This window comes from Acinetobacter haemolyticus, assembly GCF_900406815.1.
GTDB lineage: Bacteria > Pseudomonadota > Gammaproteobacteria > Pseudomonadales > Moraxellaceae > Acinetobacter > Acinetobacter haemolyticus_A.
Window position 1 is genome coordinate 58675 of sequence record NZ_OVCN01000011.1, and the last position, 16532, is coordinate 75206.

Here is a 16532-nt window from a genome sequence, read left to right on the forward strand (position 1 = left end):
TTGAAAAATTTCTGTAAATTAGTTAAAAAGTAAAGTAAATACGAAAACGATGCGTCGAGTCCATTTTTTCTTGATAAGGATAAAGAAAAAGGGCGTTTTTTCGTATTATTACTGGTTAAAGGGAAGTGCTCAGAAAAATAACATGATATAAGACTTTTACAAGTAAGATACAGTGTGTTTTTGAGACTAGATATTTCTTCAGTTCACTTTTTCCATGGAAGGTCTTTGAGCGTTTGTTCAATTCTTGTCGTGAAGCTTAAGTTGAATGGCATAGATATTGCTCTTGCTCAGACAAATGGGAATTTAACAGTTGTTATATTTCCGACGTATATAAAAAAGGTTGATTTTTATGAGTGCAGCAGAAATTGTTGATTGGTTTAATGGTATTATCTGGAGCCCAGCGCTAATCTATTTATGCTTAGGTGCAGGTTTATTTTTCTCTATTCTTACGCGGTTCGTTCAAATCCGACAACTCAAAGAGATGGGAAGATTATTAATAAAAGGAACTTCCTCATCACAGGGTATTTCCTCTTTCCAAGCGTTATCCGTTTCGCTTTCTGGTCGTGTTGGTGTAGGTAACATTGCTGGTGTTGCAGCAGCAATTGGTTTTGGTGGTCCTGGTGCCGTATTTTGGATGTGGGTTGTTGCATTCTTAGGTGCAAGTACAGCATATGTTGAATCGACTTTAGGTCAAATTTATAAAGTAGAATACCAAGGTCAATACCGCGGTGGTCCTGCTTTCTATTTTGATAAAGGCTTAGGACAACGCTGGTTAGGTATTTTATTTGCGATTGCTGCAATTATTTCCTGTGGTTTGTTCTTACCTGGTATTCAAGCAAATGCAGTCGGAAATGCATTTACGCAGATCACAGGCCCTGGAGCGATTGTCTTTGGTGATGTCGGTGTATATAAGCTTCTCGCACTTGTTGTGATCGTAACCTTATTATCGGTCATTATTTTTGGTGGTATTAAGCGTATCGCACGATTCGCCCAGTTTGTTGTGCCATTTATGGCGCTTGGCTATATCATCATGGCATTGGTGATTGTATTCATCAATATTCAAGAACTTCCAAATGTTATTCGTATGATCTTCGCCGATGCTTTTTCACCAATGGCGGGTGTTGGTGCTGCGATTGGTTGGGGGGTAAAACGTGGTGTTTACTCAAATGAAGCAGGTCAAGGTACAGGCCCGCATGCGGCAGCTGCAGCTGAAGTTCAGCATCCTGCTCAACAAGGTCTAGTACAGTCTTTCTCTGTTTATATCGATACTTTATTTGTCTGCTCTGCTACAGCTTTCATGATCTTGATTACAGGGATGTATAACGTTCAAGGAACTCTAGAAGCAGGTCAATTTATTGTTCAAAATGTTGGTGCATCTGTTGAGATTGGTTCGCCAGCATTTACTCAAATGGCAGTAAGTACAGTCTTTGGTGGTTTTGGTCAAATCTTTGTAGCGTTAGCGGTGTTCTTCTTCGCTTTCACAACAATTATTGCTTACTACTATATTGCTGAAACCAACATTACTTATCTCAGCTATATCACAAAAAACCCTTCATTAATGTTCCTCACCAAATGCTTCATTATCGCAGCAGTGATTTATGGTGTGATTAGTGCAACAGGTTATATTTGGGGCATCGGTGATATTGGTGTTGGCTTAATGGCTTGGATTAACATCATTGGTATTATCTTGACGTACTTTATCTGGAAGCCGACAATTAAAGCATTGCGTGACTATGAGAAACAGCAAAAAGCTGGTGTAACGGAATTCACATTTGATCCAGTTAAGCTTGGTATCCGTAATGCAACATTCTGGGAAGATCGCCTCAAGAATAAATCGAAAAAAGATTAAGTCTTGATGTCTTCATCTTAATATTCTACTTAAAAGCAGCCTAAATGGCTGCTTTTTTGATTTTTACTTGAAATATTAATGAATATAGGTCATGAATTAGTAAAGATATCTAAACAGAATGTGGGCTTAAATAAGAATAAAAAAAAGCATGTTGGATTGATTCAAAGTGATTTTGAATATCAGCGACCAGCAAGGTGAAAGATATTCATAAAGAAAGCTAATTTTTTTATCCATCAGCATCTTCCTCAGAGAAATTGGCGTTTTTTTATGTTTAGACTTTAGCCTGTCGATTGATCACGCTATACTGCTGCGAATCGTAAAAGTTAGGTGCTCAGATGCGTCCAGTCATTTGTTCTATCAGTGTGTTGCTGAGTTGTGTTGTATTAACAGCATGTGGTCAGTCAGGTGCATTGCAATTACCGTCTGATCCAAATCATGATAAACGTGCAAAATATTTGCTTTACAAGAATGAAGCATCGTCAGCCAAAGTTTCTTCTGATGTAAATGCTGATGATAGCAAAGCGGAAAATCAAGCTTCGCAACCTTCGACTCAATCTCAGACCACTTCACCTTAAGTTTGTAAATAAGGACATCTTCATGAGTTTCACTCGCATTAATGGAGTATTGCATGCAGAGCAATGTTCATTAGATCAGCTCGCACAGCAATATGGCACACCTTTATATGTTTATTCCAAAGCAACGTTGGAAAAACATTATTTGGATATGGATCGTGCTTTTGATTTTATTGATCATCAAATCTGTTTCGCAGTGAAGTCAAACTCAAATTTAGCTGTTCTCAATGTTTTGGCAAAGTTAGGTGCTGGTTTTGATATTGTGACTGGGGGAGAGCTTGCGCGTGTCCTTGCAGCAGGTGGTGATCCAGCCAAGATTGTTTTTTCTGGCTTAGGTAAATCAGAGGCAGACATTGAGAAAGCATTAACCGTGGGTATTGCTTGTTTCAATGTAGAGTCATATGCCGAGTTAGACCGAATTCAAAAAGTCGCAGCAAAACTTGGCAAAAAAGCGCCGATTTCGTTGCGCGTTAATCCTGATGTGGATGCGAAAACCCATCCATATATTTCGACAGGCCTAAAAGAAAATAAGTTTGGTATTCCGAGTGATGCAGTCGATGCAACATATCAATATGCAGCATCCTTACCGAATTTAGAAATCGTGGGTATCGATTGTCATATCGGTTCACAATTGACAGAAACCAAGCCTTTCGTTGATGCACTTGATCGTGTCATTTTAATGATTGAGCAGTTGAAAAAACTTGGTATCAACCTCAAACATATTGATATCGGCGGTGGTTTAGGAGTCTGTTATAAAGATGAAACACCACCAACGGTGGCTGAATATGCAAATTCAATGCGCCCAGCTTTAGAAAAATTGGGTTTAAAAGTTTATATGGAGCCAGGACGGAGTATTTCAGCCAACGCAGGTACTTTACTGACAAAGGTCGATTTGCTAAAGCCAACCAACCATCGCAACTTTGCAATTATTGATGCAGCAATGAATGACTTAATTCGTCCTGCATTATATGAAGCTTGGATGGATATTCAGTCAGTTAATCCAAATCCAGATGTTGAAGTAAAAACGTGGGATCTCGTCGGCGCTATCTGTGAAACAGGTGATTTCTTAGGTAAAGAGCGTGATTTAGCTCTACAAGAGAATGATGTGTTGGCCGTCTTGGGTGCTGGTGCATATGGTTTTGTGATGAGTTCAAATTACAATAGCCGTGGTCGTGCTGCCGAAGTAATGGTCAATGGTGATCAGGCCTATTTAATTCGTGAACGTGAAACAATAGAATCACTCTGGGAAAAAGAGCGTTTGTTGCCTGAGGAGTAAATTGGATGTTTTTAGAATTTACCAAAATGCATGGTTTGGGCAATGATTTTATGGTCGTTGATCTCATTACCCAGCGAGCTTATCTAGATAGCGTGACGATTCAGCGTTTAGCAGATCGTCATTTTGGTGTGGGTTTTGATCAGCTTTTAATTGTTGAACCACCTGATTTTCCAGATGTTGACTTTAAATATCGTATTTTTAATGCGGATGGTTCCGAAGTTGAACAATGTGGAAATGGCGTCCGTTGTTTTGCACGTTTCGTGCATGAACGCCGTTTAACCACAAAAACCAAGATCCGTGTTCAGACCAAAGCTGGTATTGTAGAACCTGAGCTGGGTGCCAATGGTTGGGTTCGTGTCAATATGGGGCCACCAAAATTTCTTCCAGACGAGATTCCGTTTGTAACTCAAGTCGATGAAGATATTGAGGGTTTATACTCCTTAGAGCTTGCTGATGACAAGAGCATTAATATTGACGTCGTCAATATGGGTAATCCGCATGCAGTGACGATTGTTCCAGATGTACTAACCGCTGATGTAGCTGGAATTGGTCCACAAGTTGAATCGCATGTACGTTTTCCAGAACGAGTCAATGCAGGCTTTATGCAAATTTTGGATGAAAAACACGTGCGTTTACGCGTGTTTGAGCGTGGTGTTGGTGAGACCTTAGCTTGTGGTACAGGTGCATGTGCTGCAGCTGTAAGTGGTATGCGTCGTGGTTTACTTGCGAGTGAGGTTGAAGTTCAACTTGCAGGTGGTAAGTTGCATATTGCATGGCGTGAAGGTGATGTCGTCTGGATGACGGGTCCAACTGCATATGTATATGAAGGGCGTTTGGATTTACGTTATTTTCAATCTTAATGCACTTAAGAGCACCAGATCATGGTGCTCTTTTTTATTTTAATAGCTTGAAGTTGCTGATGAATAATAAAATTATTTTTTTACCGGGTGCATCTGGCGATCTAAATTTTTGGCAACCTGTAAGTGATTTGTTGCCTGATAGATATAACAAAGAAATTATAGGTTATCCTTCATTTGGTTTTGTTGAAGCAGATAAAAATATAGAAAGCTTCGAGGCATTGATTGATTATGTGATCGGAAAAGTTCAACAAGAATGTGTGATCGTCGCTCAATCCATGGGTGGGATTTTTGCAGTTGCCTCTGTTTTAACTAAACCTGAATGGGTAAAAGGATTAGTATTGGTTGCCACGTCTGGTGGTATTCCGCTGGAGCCTTTTGATGTTCAAGATTGGCGTGAAGGGTATAGCCAGCATTATTTACAATATCCAGATTGGTTTGTGACAGCCAATATTGATTTTGATGCTGAGTTAGATTCAATTGATATTCCAGTATTGTTATTGTGGGGAGACCAAGATCCATTGAGTCCACCCACTGTCGGGGAATATTTAAATCAACGCTTTCCAAATGCTGAACTGCACATTATAAAGGATGGTGATCATCAGTTTGCTCATACACATGCACAGCAGGTAGCAGCATATATTGATATTTATTTGAATCGTCACAATTCAAATTAACGTTTACTAAACGCAAGTTTGAGTGCAAACAGAATAAAAATACTACCTGTAATTCGATCCATATAGCGAATAAATTTGGGTTGTTTCAAGTAATGAGAAACCGTTTGCATGGCATAGATCAGGAACATCGACCAGATAAAACCAATGACCACATGAATCATTACTAACCCCATCGTCCAAGCAATTGGTGAGGCTGATTGCGGAATAAACTGAGGTAGAAACGAAATATAAAAAATACCAACTTTAGGATTCAGTAAATTACCTAAGAAACCTTTCACAAACCAGTTCTGAGTTGAATGCGTTGTGGGAGTATTTGTGAGTTGTGCGCGAGGTTTTAGGAGCATATTAAATCCAAGCCATGCAAGATAGAATGCACCCATCCATTTTAGAATGTTAAAAGCCAGATCAGAAGTCATTAATAATGCCCCTAATCCGCCAGCCACGATAAGTCCCCAAGCAATACACCCTAAGTTAATTCCCAATGCTGCTTGAAAGGCTTTTAATTTTCCTTCGAGTGTTGCAGTACGAATAATCAAGGTTGTGTCTAGGCCAGGAGTGATCGTGAGGAGGGTAATTGCGATTAGATAAGGGATTAGAATTGTTGTCATGGCAGTGGGCTAAAGTCTAATGCTTGAAATTTATTGTATTACAATGATCAATGATCTTCGAGATGTGTTTAATACTGAGAACAAACATTGCTAGAATAACACGATGTAGGAAATAGAATGGAGAAAGATTTGGAAGCTCCTGAAAAGCTGCTGTCGATGTGGTTAAAAGAACGAATTATTCAAAATCAGTCAGCGCATACGATTTCCGCTTATCAACGTGATCTATCTGATTTCTTTAGATTTTGTGAATATAAGCAATTGCAGCTACAAGATGTTGAAGCCTCAGATTTAAGAGAATATTTGGCATCTCGGGTAGAGCAGGATCAATTGAGCTCCAGTAGTTTGCAACGAAACTTGACGTCAATCCGTCAATTTATGAAATGGGCAGCGCAAGGACAATATCTACAACATAATCCATCTGCCGATCTTAAGTTAAAACGCCAACCTAGACCTTTACCGGGTATGATTGATATCGAAACGGTCAATCAAATCTTAGATCAGGCTGTACCAGAAAAACCGATTGATCAACAGCTATGGTTACGAGATAAAGCTATGCTGGAACTTTTATATTCAAGTGGATTGCGTTTGGCTGAACTGCAAGGTTTGACCATTAAGGATATTGATTTTAATCGCCAGCTATTGCGTATTACGGGTAAGGGCAATAAAACCAGAATCGTTCCTTTTGGTACTAAAGCAAAACGAAGTTTGATTGAATGGCTGAAAATTTATCGCATTTGGCAAGGTAGCTTTATGGCTGACTCGGCAGTATTTATTTCTCAACGAGGGGGTGCCTTGATGCCGAGGCAGATTGAAAATCGGGTGAAATTACAAGCACAGCGCGCTGGGGTGAATGTTGATTTACATCCACACTTGTTAAGACATTGTTTCGCGAGTCATATGCTTTCAGCGAGTGGGGATTTGCGCTCTGTACAGGAAATGTTGGGGCATAGTAATTTATCTACCACACAAATATACACCCATGTAGACTTTGATCAGTTGGCAAAAGTTTATGATCAAGCCCATCCTCGCGCACAAAAAAGTTAATTTTTGATATATTATGTTGCAAAATTGCTTGTTTAATAGTCGATGAATTTTCCACTTTCTCTAGAAAGTTCACTAATTCATGGTGCTTACTTTATTGCCAGTTTTTATATAAAGTTGAAGTCTGTTTAAAATGATGAGAAATGATCTGCCATAGATCATTCTAAATTGAAGAATAAAGTTTGTTTTAGGTCTTTGAATTATTTAAAAGATTAGAAAAATCAAAATGTAATATTCATTTTGCTGATAAATTAAAACCGTTAAATGAATAATTGTTTCAAATTAGTGAACTGGGCATTTCATCTTTTTTATTGTGCTAGCAGAAATTGTGACTTGACCGAAATGCCAAATACATTGCAAGATAGGGCACCTAAAAAGTTTCATTCGAAGAGTTAGAATACTCTTTACTACATTTACTTGCTTAGAACAGCCGAGGATTACATGAAGGCTCTTGTTGCTGTAAAACGTGTGGTTGATGCCAACGTTAAAGTTCGTGTTAAGCCGGACAATAGTGGGGTTGACCTTACTAACGTTAAAATGTCTATCAACCCATTCTGTGAAATCGCAGTTGAAGAAGCGGTTCGCTTAAAAGAAAAAGGGACGGTTACAGAAATCGTTGTTGTTTCAGTGGGTACTAAAGATGCGCAAGAACAACTTCGTTCTGCAATGGCTTTAGGTGCTGACCGTGGTATTTTAGTTGAAACTGCTGATGAAGTTGGCGCTTTAGAAGTTGCTAAAATCTTGAAAGGCGTAGTAGATGCTGAGAAACCAGAACTTATCCTTCTTGGTAAACAAGCGATTGATGACGACTCTAACCAAGTAGGTCAAATGCTTGGTGCTTTACTTGGCGCTGGTCAAGGTACTTTCGCATCAGAAGTTAAAGTTGAGGGTGGTAAAGTTCAAGTAACTCGTGAAATCGACGGTGGTTTACAAACTGTTGAGCTTGGTCTTCCAGCAATCATCACAACTGACTTACGTTTGAATGAGCCACGTTATGCTGCGCTTCCAAACATCATGAAAGCGCGTAAAAAGCCGCTTGATACTAAGTCACCTGCTGATTTTGGCGTTGCAACAGGCACTAAACTTAAAACAATTAAAGTTGAAGCACCTGCTGAACGTAAAGCTGGCATACAAGTGAAGTCAGTAGACGAGCTTGTTGAAAAATTGAAAAATGAAGCGAAAGTGATCTAAGGGAGTAAAATCATGAGTATTTTAGTTATCGCAGATCACAACAACCAAACTTTGAATGGTGCGACATTAAACGTTGTTGCAGCAGCTCAAAAAATCGGTGGTGACATTACTGTATTAGTTGCTGGTTCTGGTGCTCAAGCAGTTGCTGACGCTGCTGCTAAAGTTGCTGGTGTAAGCAAAGTATTACTTGCTGACAATGCTGCTTATGCAAACCAACTTGCTGAAAACGTTGCTGGCTTAGTTGCTGACATCGCGAAAGGCGGTTACAAATACGTATTAGCTGCATCTACAACAACTGGTAAGAACCTTCTTCCACGTGTTGCTGCACTTTTAGATGTAAGCATGATCACAGACATCATCTCTGTTGAATCTGCAAACACTTTCAAGCGTCCTATCTATGCAGGTAACGCGATCGCAACTGTTCAATCTGACGAAGCAATCATCGTTGGTACAGTTCGTGGTACTGCATTCGATGCAGTGGCTGCTGAAGGTGGTTCTGCTGCAGTTGAAGCTGTTGCTGAAGCAAACGATGCTGGTATTTCTAAGTTCGTTGGCGAAGAAATCGTGAAACTTGATCGTCCAGAATTAACTGCTGCACGTATCGTTGTTTCTGGTGGTCGTGGTGTAGGTTCTGGTGAGAACTATCACAAGGTACTTGATCCATTAGCTGACAAGCTTGGTGCTGCACAAGGTGCTTCACGTGCTGCGGTTGATGCTGGTTTTGTACCAAACGACTTCCAAGTAGGTCAAACTGGTAAAATCGTTGCGCCAGACCTTTACATGGCGATCGGTATTTCTGGTGCGATCCAGCACTTAGCTGGTATGAAAGATTCTAAAGTTATTGTTGCTATCAACAAAGACGAAGAAGCACCAATCAACAGCGTTGCTGACTACTGGTTAGTTGGTGATTTGAACACTGTTGTACCAGAATTGGTATCTAAACTTTAATTCTCTGAATTAAGTTGAAAAACGCTCCGAAAGGAGCGTTTTTTTATTTAATAATCTGAATAAGTAAATGGTTAAACAGAAAAGGATATAGCCGATTTAAGTTTCTTACGGATAGATGAAAAGTAACTTAAAGTGTACTTTTAAGTACACTTTTGTTACAATAGTGGGTTAGGTCCATTTTGGATAGGTTTTCCCCCTGAATGAAATTTGATTTTCGCTTTAATTCTGTGGCACTGCTATTGTGCGCATTTTTGTTGATAACTTTATATTTTTCTTTGACTCATGTTTCGTTGTTAGCAGCTCTAAATGTGCACTTCATTGAGAATTTTCAAGCAATTCTATTACTGATCTGTGTGCCATTTACTTGGTTTTATATGAAACCAAAAACACTTTCAGAACAGAAGAAATGGTTTTGGTTGTGGGCGATGGCATGGTGGTTGATGTTTTTCGGGCGAAGTATAAGTTGGGGGCGTGATTATTTCCCAGAGGTTCCGCATCTATATTTTCGTATGATTTCGATTGTATTAATTGCACCAGTCGTATTTATGTTGTTTTCTCCGAAATTACGTGCCGAAATTAAATATAAACTGCAATCGGTTACATTTCCATTTTGGTATATGATTATCGCGGTCGTCTCTTTGCTTTTTGCAGATGGTGTGGAACATCACCGTTTATTTGATGCGTTGTTGTTTAACAGTGCGATTAATCGCGATATTGTAGAAGAGCTATACGAGCTACCATTTCTTTTTGCACTATTCTTTTCTGCTTTTTATTTTATGCAGAAAGATAGAAAATCGATCCTTAAAGTTTCTATTCCCGCTATAGAATCTCACCAGCTTTCACGATAAATGGCAGTCTTAAATCTTTATGGGTGAGTTGTTAAAGGGTGAAGTCTGTATAAAACGATGAGGGTCTTAATATCGGACCGATGTAGGCCTCATGAGCCAGTATGGGGCAGTTTTTCTGAACGTTAAAGAAACCTCTGTTATCGGGTTTAGTGACACCAAATGATGAGAATTAGTGTTTGCTAAACATATCGCAATGTATAGCAGAAATGACAATCATCCCCACTGATTTGACAAGGATTGTCGATCTTTTACCCAAAAAGATATTATTTATTTTTTTATCCTCCTATCCAGAATCTAGTAATTTTAAGTCTTTAATATCTATATGGTTTTTATTGTAAAAAAATGCTAATTTCACTGAGCTAAACTCCCTGTTAATCAGTTGTCTATGCTATAATTCTTCGCTGTATTTTTTATTTTTAGTTCAAGTTTTTTGAGCTGAATTTTTGCAAGATTGAAGACATAAAAACAGGTAGAGCCTTCTACTTGTAAACAAGGAGTATGCATGAGCGTATCGGAAATCAGACCGATTGCCATTGAGGACGAACTCAAGCATTCATATCTAGATTACGCAATGAGCGTAATCGTATCTCGTGCATTGCCAGATGTTAGAGACGGTCTAAAACCTGTTCATCGTCGTGTATTATTTGCAATGCATGAATTGGGCAATGATTATAACAAAGCGTACAAAAAGTCTGCCCGTGTTGTCGGGGACGTGATCGGTAAATATCACCCTCACGGTGATAGTGCGGTATACGAAACGATCGTTCGTATGGCACAGGACTTTAGCTTGCGCTACATGTTGGTTGATGGTCAAGGTAACTTCGGTTCTGTGGATGGGGATAGCGCGGCAGCCATGCGTTATACCGAAGTACGTATGCAAAAGTTAACCCATGAGATCTTGGCAGACCTAGAAAAAGATACGGTCGATTGGGAAGACAACTACGACGGTTCTGAGCGTATTCCTCAAGTCATGCCGACCCGTATTCCAAATCTGTTGATTAATGGTACGACAGGTATTGCAGTTGGTATGGCGACCAATATGGCGCCACACAATATGACTGAGGTGGTTAACGCATGTTTGGCTTATGCAAATAATCCAAATATTTCTGTAGAAGGTTTGATGGAACACATTACGGGTCCTGATTTCCCTACGGGCGGTATCATTTATGGTAAATCGGGTATTGTGGACGCTTACCGTACAGGTAAAGGTCGTTTACATATTCGTGGTAAATATCATTTCGAAGAAGACCAGAAAACAGGTCGTACAACGATTGTTTTTACTGAAATTCCTTATCAAGTCAATAAAGCAAAAACCATTGAGCGTATTGCTGAACTTGTTAAAGAAAAGAAACTCGAAGGTATTTCTGAACTTCGTGATGAGTCAGATAAAGAAGGGATGCGTATCGCAATCGATTTGAAGCGTGGAGAAAACGCTGAAGTCGTTGTGAATAATTTATTCTTGCATACTCAACTTCAAAATTCATTCAGCATCAATATGGTCTGCCTAGATAATGGTCAGCCTAAATTGATGAATCTTAAGGATATTATTGCGGCATTTATTCGTCACCGCCAAGAAGTTGTGACGCGCCGTACTATGTTCGAATTACGTAAAGCACGTGAGCGTGGTCATATCTTAGAAGGTTTGACCGTTGCCCTGGCGAATATTGATGAGATTATTGAAACCATCAAGACCTCAGCTAACCCTGCTGAAGCGCGTGAGCGTTTACAGGCTGGTGAGTGGGCTGGCGGCGGTGTGGTTGCCTTACTTGAAAAAGCAGGTGCGATCTCAGTTCGTCCAGATGAAATCGAAGGTGAAGATCCGGCTCGCCCATTTGGCTTGACGGGTGATGTATACCGTTTATCACCGACACAAGTTGCAGCAATTCTTGAGCTTCGTCTACACCGTTTAACAGGTTTAGAACAAGATAAGTTACATGCTGAATATACTGAAATCTTAGGACAAATTGCTGAGTTAACCGCAATTCTTAATGATTTCAATTTGTTGATGAATGTGATTCGTGAAGAGCTTGCTTTAATCTTGCAGCAGTATGGTGATGGTCGCCGCACTGAAATTGTTGAGTCTGGTGTTGACTTCTGTCGTGAAGACTTAATTCCTGAAGAGCAAGTTGTATTGACTGTATCTCAAACGGGTTATGCAAAAACTCAACCGTTGTCAGATTACCAGGCACAACGTCGTGGTGGTCGTGGTAAGTCTGCCACTGCAATGAAAGATGATGACATCATCCAACATTTGATTGTGGCATCAAACCATGCAACTGTCTTGTGCTTTACTGATGTGGGTAAAGTTTATCGCTTACGTGTCTTCGAAGTACCGCAAGCATCTCGTGGTGCCAAAGGTCGCCCGATCATCAACTTATTGCCTTTAGATGCTAATGAAACTGTAACTGCGATCTTACCGTTGACAGAGTTCCCAGAAAATCACTATGTGTTTATGGCAACTGCTTCAGGTACAGTGAAACGTGTCGAATTGGCGCAATTCAGTAATATCCGTGCCAATGGTTTACGTGCAATTGAACTGAATGAAGAGGATACCTTGATCGGTGTTGCGATTACTGATGGTAATCAGCAAATCATGTTGTTCTCAAATGAAGGTAAAGCAATTCGTTTTGCTGAAACTGATGTACGTGCAATGGGACGTACTGCGAAAGGTGTTCGCGGCATGCGAGTAACTTTAGCGGCTGCGGTGGATAGTGAAGACACTGATTTGGACAATGATGATTCGGATGATAATGATGATTCGTCTGATTCAAATGTATTGAGCCGTATCGTCTCTCTCGTGGTTGTACCTGAAACAGGTGAGGTGCTGTGTGCGAGTGCCAACGGTTATGGTAAACGTACTCCAGTGAATGATTTCCCAACCAAGAAGCGTGGTGGTAAGGGGGTAATTGCGATTAAGACCTCTGAACGTAATGGTGAGCTTGTCGGTGCGGTGTCAATCGATGAAACCAAAGAGCTTATGTTGATTTCTGATGGTGGTACTTTAGTCCGTACTCGTGCTGCTGAGGTTGCGATGACTGGTCGTAATGCTCAAGGTGTTCGTTTAATTCGTCTCAGTGATGCAGAAACATTGGTGGGTGTTGTTTCAATTGATGCTGTAGAAGTAGAAGATGAGGACGAATTAGAGGTGATCGAAGGTGCAGAGCATCCAGAGGCACAAACAGTAACTTCAGAAGAAGTTGCAGTTGAACCAAAAGATGATACTCCTGAAGCGTAAATTCATTCATCCTAAAAAAGGAAGCTAAATAGCTTCCTTTTTTATTGGTTTCATCATCACCAAACGGTAATAAGATAAGGCCAATAAGACTGCGCCAACTGTGCTGAGATAAATAAGCTTGGGTACAATGATAGAGGTAGGTACGCCCATTTGATTGAGTTGAACGAACATTTGGACACCGTGTGTAGATGGTAGCATCCAAGCAAACCATTGCATCCATTCAGGCATACCTGCATGTGGCCATGCTGCACCAGTCAGTAAGAATAAGGGAACAGAAGTCACTACAACCAAATGTCCAACGCGTTCAGGCATATCGACCAGAGAACCAAGTAACATGCCCAAGCCAATAACACAACTCACATAAACAGGAACAGCGAGCAACATGCCCCAAAAGTTCCCTCCATGTGGATATTCATATAGCCAAAACGTGAAACCATATAAATAAAGGCTGCCTAAGCCACTAATCGTAAGGATCGTTGCAAATATTGCCCAGAACTCAACGGGTTCAGCGGACCAACCTTTCTCGCGATAACTGGCGATGAGCATCGCCAAGCCGAGCAAAATGGTTTGATGAATGATTAGACTGGCAACAGCAGGGAAGATGTAACTGCCATAACCCGATAGTGTATTGAATAATGGAATATTATGAATCGGCATTTCAATTTCAAATTGGGAGGCTTCTCCAAATTTTTCTAAATGCTCTTTCAACGTATACTCAATCGAGGTCGCAAGACCACTAGCGGCTTCTTTAGTTTGTAAAAAATATGCCGTACTAAGATAAAGTCCAATTCCGCCCATTTCACCATGTCTAAGGCTTTGGCTCAGATTTTCTGGAAGCAACAGAATCGCTTCAGCTTTTTGGTTTTTCACCATTTGCTCAGCTTCAAGGAAGTTAGCTGTGACAGCTTGTATCTGGATATGTGGGCTATTGGCAGTTTGACTAATAATTTTAGAGCTTAAAACACTTTGTTCTTCATCAACGATCACGATTGGAATATTTTCTGCAACTTGCGCTTTATAGGCAGTCGGATAGAAAAAGCTATACATGATGATAGAGGCAATCAGTGTGGTAAACACTGAATTATTCTTCAGAATATTTTTGAAAGTTTGTCTGTAATAAAAGAAAAATGATTTCATGAGTGAATCTCCTGAACATTCTTCTTCAATAAACGAAGGCTCAATACGCTAAATAACAATGCAAAAACAAGCAGAATGATGAAAGGTACAACTGAAATAATGACATCGCTTCCAATCACCCATTGCTCAGTTTGTAATTTTGCGTAAGGGGTAAATGGAATAATCATTGACCACAATTGAGTAAATGCAGGGGCATTATTTAAGGGAAGTGTTACCCCGGCGAAACTCATGGATGAACCACCATACAGCGCAATAAAACCAAAGCTTTTAGGCAGGTCTTTGGTGGCTAAAATAACGCTACTACTGATCATGGCATAGGCAAAATAAAACACAAACTGAGCAATCAAAAGAAAGCTAAGTGAGCCTGCGATAAAATAGCCTTTGACCTGGGTGAGCCAAAACATCCAGCACCATGTCCAGAAACAGAAAATCAGCACATAAAGCAAAATTTTTCCAAAAAACCGAGAGACAATTTGTGTTGAACCGAGCCATGCTGCAAAGGTATGACGCTTAAATTCTTGTCCGATCGCAAACGCAATACAACAGCATAATAATAAATGGAGTACAGCAGGGACAATGAAAGGTTCTAAAAATAGCTCATAACTCATGCTGGGGTTATACAGCATAGAGACTTTGACATGTGGCGTAGGGAATTCAGCATAAGGGATTCTATTTGCTAAATAACTATTGCCTAAATAATCACCAATTGCATTGAGGGTACTACTTTGCATTGCTGAAGAAATGGTATTGCCAATACTAAAAAAAGATTGGTTATAAGCCATACTAATTTGAGCATTTTTTGCCTGAACCAGTCGTTGCTCTGCACCTTCAGGAATTAAAACAAAGCCCCAAACCTGAGTACTATTAATCATACGTTCAACTTCGTCTTGACTTGAACTGATGGTCTTTACACTTAGACTTGGGTTAATACTGAGATTATGAATAATTTGTCGGCTTAATTCACTGTGGTCTTGATCTACAATTGCAATAGGTAAGTGTTCAGCTTTACCAGCCGAAAGCATGCTGGTAAAAAAGATAATGACCAACAAAGGCATAATGATTGCCATAAAGGCATCTACTTTATGGCATTTTAAATAACGCAACTCTCGAAGCATTGCAGCAAACATTGGTTATTTTGCCTCTTTAATTTTAAAGAGTACGCTCATTCCAACTTTTAGGTCTGGAACAGATTGCTCAGGTACTAAATGAAATTTAAAGCTACGAATATCATAACCACCTGTTTGACGCGTGGTCTTAATGGTCGCAAAATCGCCTTCGACATCAATGTTCTTTACTTTAAATATTAATTTTTGATTAAGGGCTGGTACAAAACCTTCTAAAGTTTTGTTTTGATATACGCTTTCATACATATCCTCACGGACATTTAAACTGACCCACATCTCATGGTCTTCAATGATGCTGACCACTGGCACGCCAGTTGCCACTAACTCTGTCAGTTTGCCATAGGTTTTGGATACCGTACCATCGATAGGTGAATACAGTTTAGTTTCTTCGGTCAATGCATTAGCTTCTTTGACTGCAGCTTGAGCAATGGCGACTTGTGCATCGGCTGTCGATTTTTGCTGTTCAGTACTACCACGTTTAGCGCGTGCATATTGTTGGTAAGAGGCTTCTGCAGTTTCTCGAGCAGAGGTTTGGGCTGCAAGCATTTCATCACGGCGTTGGCGAGAAATAACACCTTGTTGATAAAGGTTTTCACCACGCTTATAGGTTGTTGCTGCCAGCTCTGCCTGCGTTTTTAAAGCTTGCCAGTTGGCGTACAAGGTTTCAATATTTTCCTGTTGAGAGCCACGGTAAACTGTTGACTGGAACGCCATTGCACTTTGTAAGGCTGCTTGAGCTTGCTCTTTTTTTGCTTCAAGTTCAGGACTTACAAAGCGAATCAGTGCTTGCCCTTTTTTAACGGTTTGCCCTTCAGTAACATAGAATTCTTCGATACGACTAGGTACTTTGGTACTGATGTGTATGGTTTCAGCTTCTACTCGTCCTTGTAGTTCAACTGCTTGAGGTTGATATGCTTTCCACAAACCATAGGCAATTAAGCCAAGCAAGATGAATAGGATGATCAAACCAATAATTTTAACTTTACCTTTCTGGGGTGGTTTAGTAGGCGGTTCTTGAGTATTCGATGGTGTAGCATTCTCGTTAGTGTCGATTTGTTCCGTTGTAGACACTTGCTCATTCACGACTGCAGTGGTTTGCGTTTCATCCGCTTTTTTCACGTTATCTGTATCGCGTTCTGAATTGGATGATGAATTTTCTTGGCTCATAA

At 40.1% G+C, this 16532-nt stretch carries 14 protein-coding genes; 10 read left to right on the forward strand and 4 right to left on the reverse strand.

The features are described from left to right. The first annotated feature begins 349 nt into the window (after positions 1–349). The 5 genes from DK207_RS09340 (at position 350) to DK207_RS09360 (ending at position 5231) form a co-directional block, all read left to right on the forward strand. Positions 350–1849, forward strand: a complete 1500-nt coding sequence (locus DK207_RS09340) for an alanine/glycine:cation symporter family protein (protein WP_109440938.1) — start codon at positions 350–352, stop codon at positions 1847–1849. Positions 1850–2184: 335 nt separating this feature from the next. After that, positions 2185–2424: an LPS translocon maturation chaperone LptM gene (gene lptM / locus DK207_RS09345; RefSeq protein ID WP_109440939.1), complete on the forward strand. Its 240-nt coding sequence runs from the start codon at positions 2185–2187 to the stop codon at positions 2422–2424. A 22-nt stretch (positions 2425–2446) separates the two neighbouring features. After that, a complete protein-coding gene (gene lysA / locus DK207_RS09350; protein WP_109440940.1) occupies positions 2447–3697 on the forward strand; it encodes a diaminopimelate decarboxylase in 1251 nt (416 codons plus the stop codon). 5 nt (positions 3698–3702) lie between these two features. Further along, a complete protein-coding gene (gene dapF / locus DK207_RS09355; RefSeq protein ID WP_109440941.1) occupies positions 3703–4557 on the forward strand; it encodes a diaminopimelate epimerase in 855 nt (284 codons plus the stop codon). Positions 4558–4616: 59 nt separating this feature from the next. Continuing rightward, positions 4617–5231, forward strand: coding sequence for an alpha/beta fold hydrolase (locus DK207_RS09360; RefSeq protein WP_213066236.1), 615 nt, complete (start codon positions 4617–4619; stop codon positions 5229–5231). Here the strand turns inward: DK207_RS09360 and DK207_RS09365 are convergent. Then, the gene (locus DK207_RS09365; protein ID WP_109440943.1) at positions 5228–5839 is read right to left on the reverse strand and encodes a LysE family translocator; all 612 of its coding nucleotides are present in this window, start codon (positions 5837–5839) and stop codon (positions 5228–5230) included. The genes DK207_RS09360 and DK207_RS09365 overlap by 4 nt on opposite strands. A gap of 156 nt (positions 5840–5995) precedes the next feature. On the opposite strand from DK207_RS09365, the gene xerA reads away from it, so the two are divergent. The 5 genes from xerA to gyrA all read left to right on the forward strand — a co-directional run bounded on the left by xerA (position 5996) and on the right by gyrA (position 13102). Next, on the forward strand, positions 5996–6883 hold the full coding sequence (xerA, locus tag DK207_RS09370) for a site-specific tyrosine recombinase/integron integrase (RefSeq protein ID WP_162540217.1): 888 nt from the start codon (positions 5996–5998) through the stop codon (positions 6881–6883). Positions 6884–7321: 438 nt separating this feature from the next. Continuing rightward, positions 7322–8071 (forward strand): electron transfer flavoprotein subunit beta/FixA family protein, encoded by a 750-nt coding sequence (locus DK207_RS09375; protein ID WP_109440945.1) that lies wholly within the window; start codon positions 7322–7324, stop codon positions 8069–8071. Positions 8072–8083: 12 nt separating this feature from the next. Beyond that, positions 8084–9019, forward strand: coding sequence for an FAD-binding protein (locus tag DK207_RS09380; protein WP_109440946.1), 936 nt, complete (start codon positions 8084–8086; stop codon positions 9017–9019). A 200-nt stretch (positions 9020–9219) separates the two neighbouring features. Beyond that, positions 9220–9867, forward strand: a complete 648-nt coding sequence (locus DK207_RS09385; RefSeq protein ID WP_109440947.1) for a hypothetical protein — start codon at positions 9220–9222, stop codon at positions 9865–9867. 502 nt (positions 9868–10369) lie between these two features. Next, a complete protein-coding gene (gene gyrA, locus DK207_RS09390; protein WP_109440948.1) occupies positions 10370–13102 on the forward strand; it encodes a DNA gyrase subunit A in 2733 nt (910 codons plus the stop codon). A gap of 24 nt (positions 13103–13126) precedes the next feature. On the opposite strand, the gene DK207_RS09395 is transcribed toward gyrA, so the two are convergent. From DK207_RS09395 to DK207_RS09405, 3 genes are read right to left on the reverse strand one after another with little or no spacing between them, the layout of a single operon-like run. After that, positions 13127–14239, reverse strand: a complete 1113-nt coding sequence (locus DK207_RS09395; RefSeq protein WP_109440949.1) for an ABC transporter permease — start codon at positions 14237–14239, stop codon at positions 13127–13129. Next, positions 14236–15366 (reverse strand): ABC transporter permease, encoded by a 1131-nt coding sequence (locus tag DK207_RS09400; RefSeq protein ID WP_109440950.1) that lies wholly within the window; start codon positions 15364–15366, stop codon positions 14236–14238. The genes DK207_RS09395 and DK207_RS09400 overlap by 4 nt, the downstream gene beginning before the upstream one ends. Positions 15367–15369: 3 nt before the next feature. Beyond that, positions 15370–16530 (reverse strand): HlyD family secretion protein, encoded by a 1161-nt coding sequence (locus DK207_RS09405; protein WP_109440951.1) that lies wholly within the window; start codon positions 16528–16530, stop codon positions 15370–15372. Positions 16531–16532 lie beyond the last annotated feature (2 nt).

What these genes read in the sequence shown, in the direction of transcription:
- gyrA (WP_109440948.1), top strand. Translation starts at nt 10,370, where the DNA reads ATGAGCGTATCGGAAATCAGACCGATTGCCATTGAGGACGAACTCAAG.
- xerA (WP_162540217.1), top strand. Translation starts at nt 5,996, where the DNA reads ATGTGGTTAAAAGAACGAATTATTCAAAATCAGTCAGCGCATACGATT.
- DK207_RS09375 (WP_109440945.1), top strand. Translation starts at nt 7,322, where the DNA reads ATGAAGGCTCTTGTTGCTGTAAAACGTGTGGTTGATGCCAACGTTAAA.
- lptM (WP_109440939.1), top strand. Translation starts at nt 2,185, where the DNA reads ATGCGTCCAGTCATTTGTTCTATCAGTGTGTTGCTGAGTTGTGTTGTA.
- DK207_RS09360 (WP_213066236.1), top strand. Translation starts at nt 4,617, where the DNA reads ATGAATAATAAAATTATTTTTTTACCGGGTGCATCTGGCGATCTAAAT.
- DK207_RS09340 (WP_109440938.1), top strand. Translation starts at nt 350, where the DNA reads ATGAGTGCAGCAGAAATTGTTGATTGGTTTAATGGTATTATCTGGAGC.
- DK207_RS09405 (WP_109440951.1), bottom strand. Translation starts at nt 16,530, where the DNA reads ATGAGCCAAGAAAATTCATCATCCAATTCAGAACGCGATACAGATAAC.
- DK207_RS09395 (WP_109440949.1), bottom strand. Translation starts at nt 14,239, where the DNA reads ATGAAATCATTTTTCTTTTATTACAGACAAACTTTCAAAAATATTCTG.
- DK207_RS09385 (WP_109440947.1), top strand. Translation starts at nt 9,220, where the DNA reads ATGAAATTTGATTTTCGCTTTAATTCTGTGGCACTGCTATTGTGCGCA.
- dapF (WP_109440941.1), top strand. Translation starts at nt 3,703, where the DNA reads ATGTTTTTAGAATTTACCAAAATGCATGGTTTGGGCAATGATTTTATG.
- DK207_RS09380 (WP_109440946.1), top strand. Translation starts at nt 8,084, where the DNA reads ATGAGTATTTTAGTTATCGCAGATCACAACAACCAAACTTTGAATGGT.
- lysA (WP_109440940.1), top strand. Translation starts at nt 2,447, where the DNA reads ATGAGTTTCACTCGCATTAATGGAGTATTGCATGCAGAGCAATGTTCA.
- DK207_RS09400 (WP_109440950.1), bottom strand. Translation starts at nt 15,366, where the DNA reads ATGTTTGCTGCAATGCTTCGAGAGTTGCGTTATTTAAAATGCCATAAA.
- DK207_RS09365 (WP_109440943.1), bottom strand. Translation starts at nt 5,839, where the DNA reads ATGACAACAATTCTAATCCCTTATCTAATCGCAATTACCCTCCTCACG.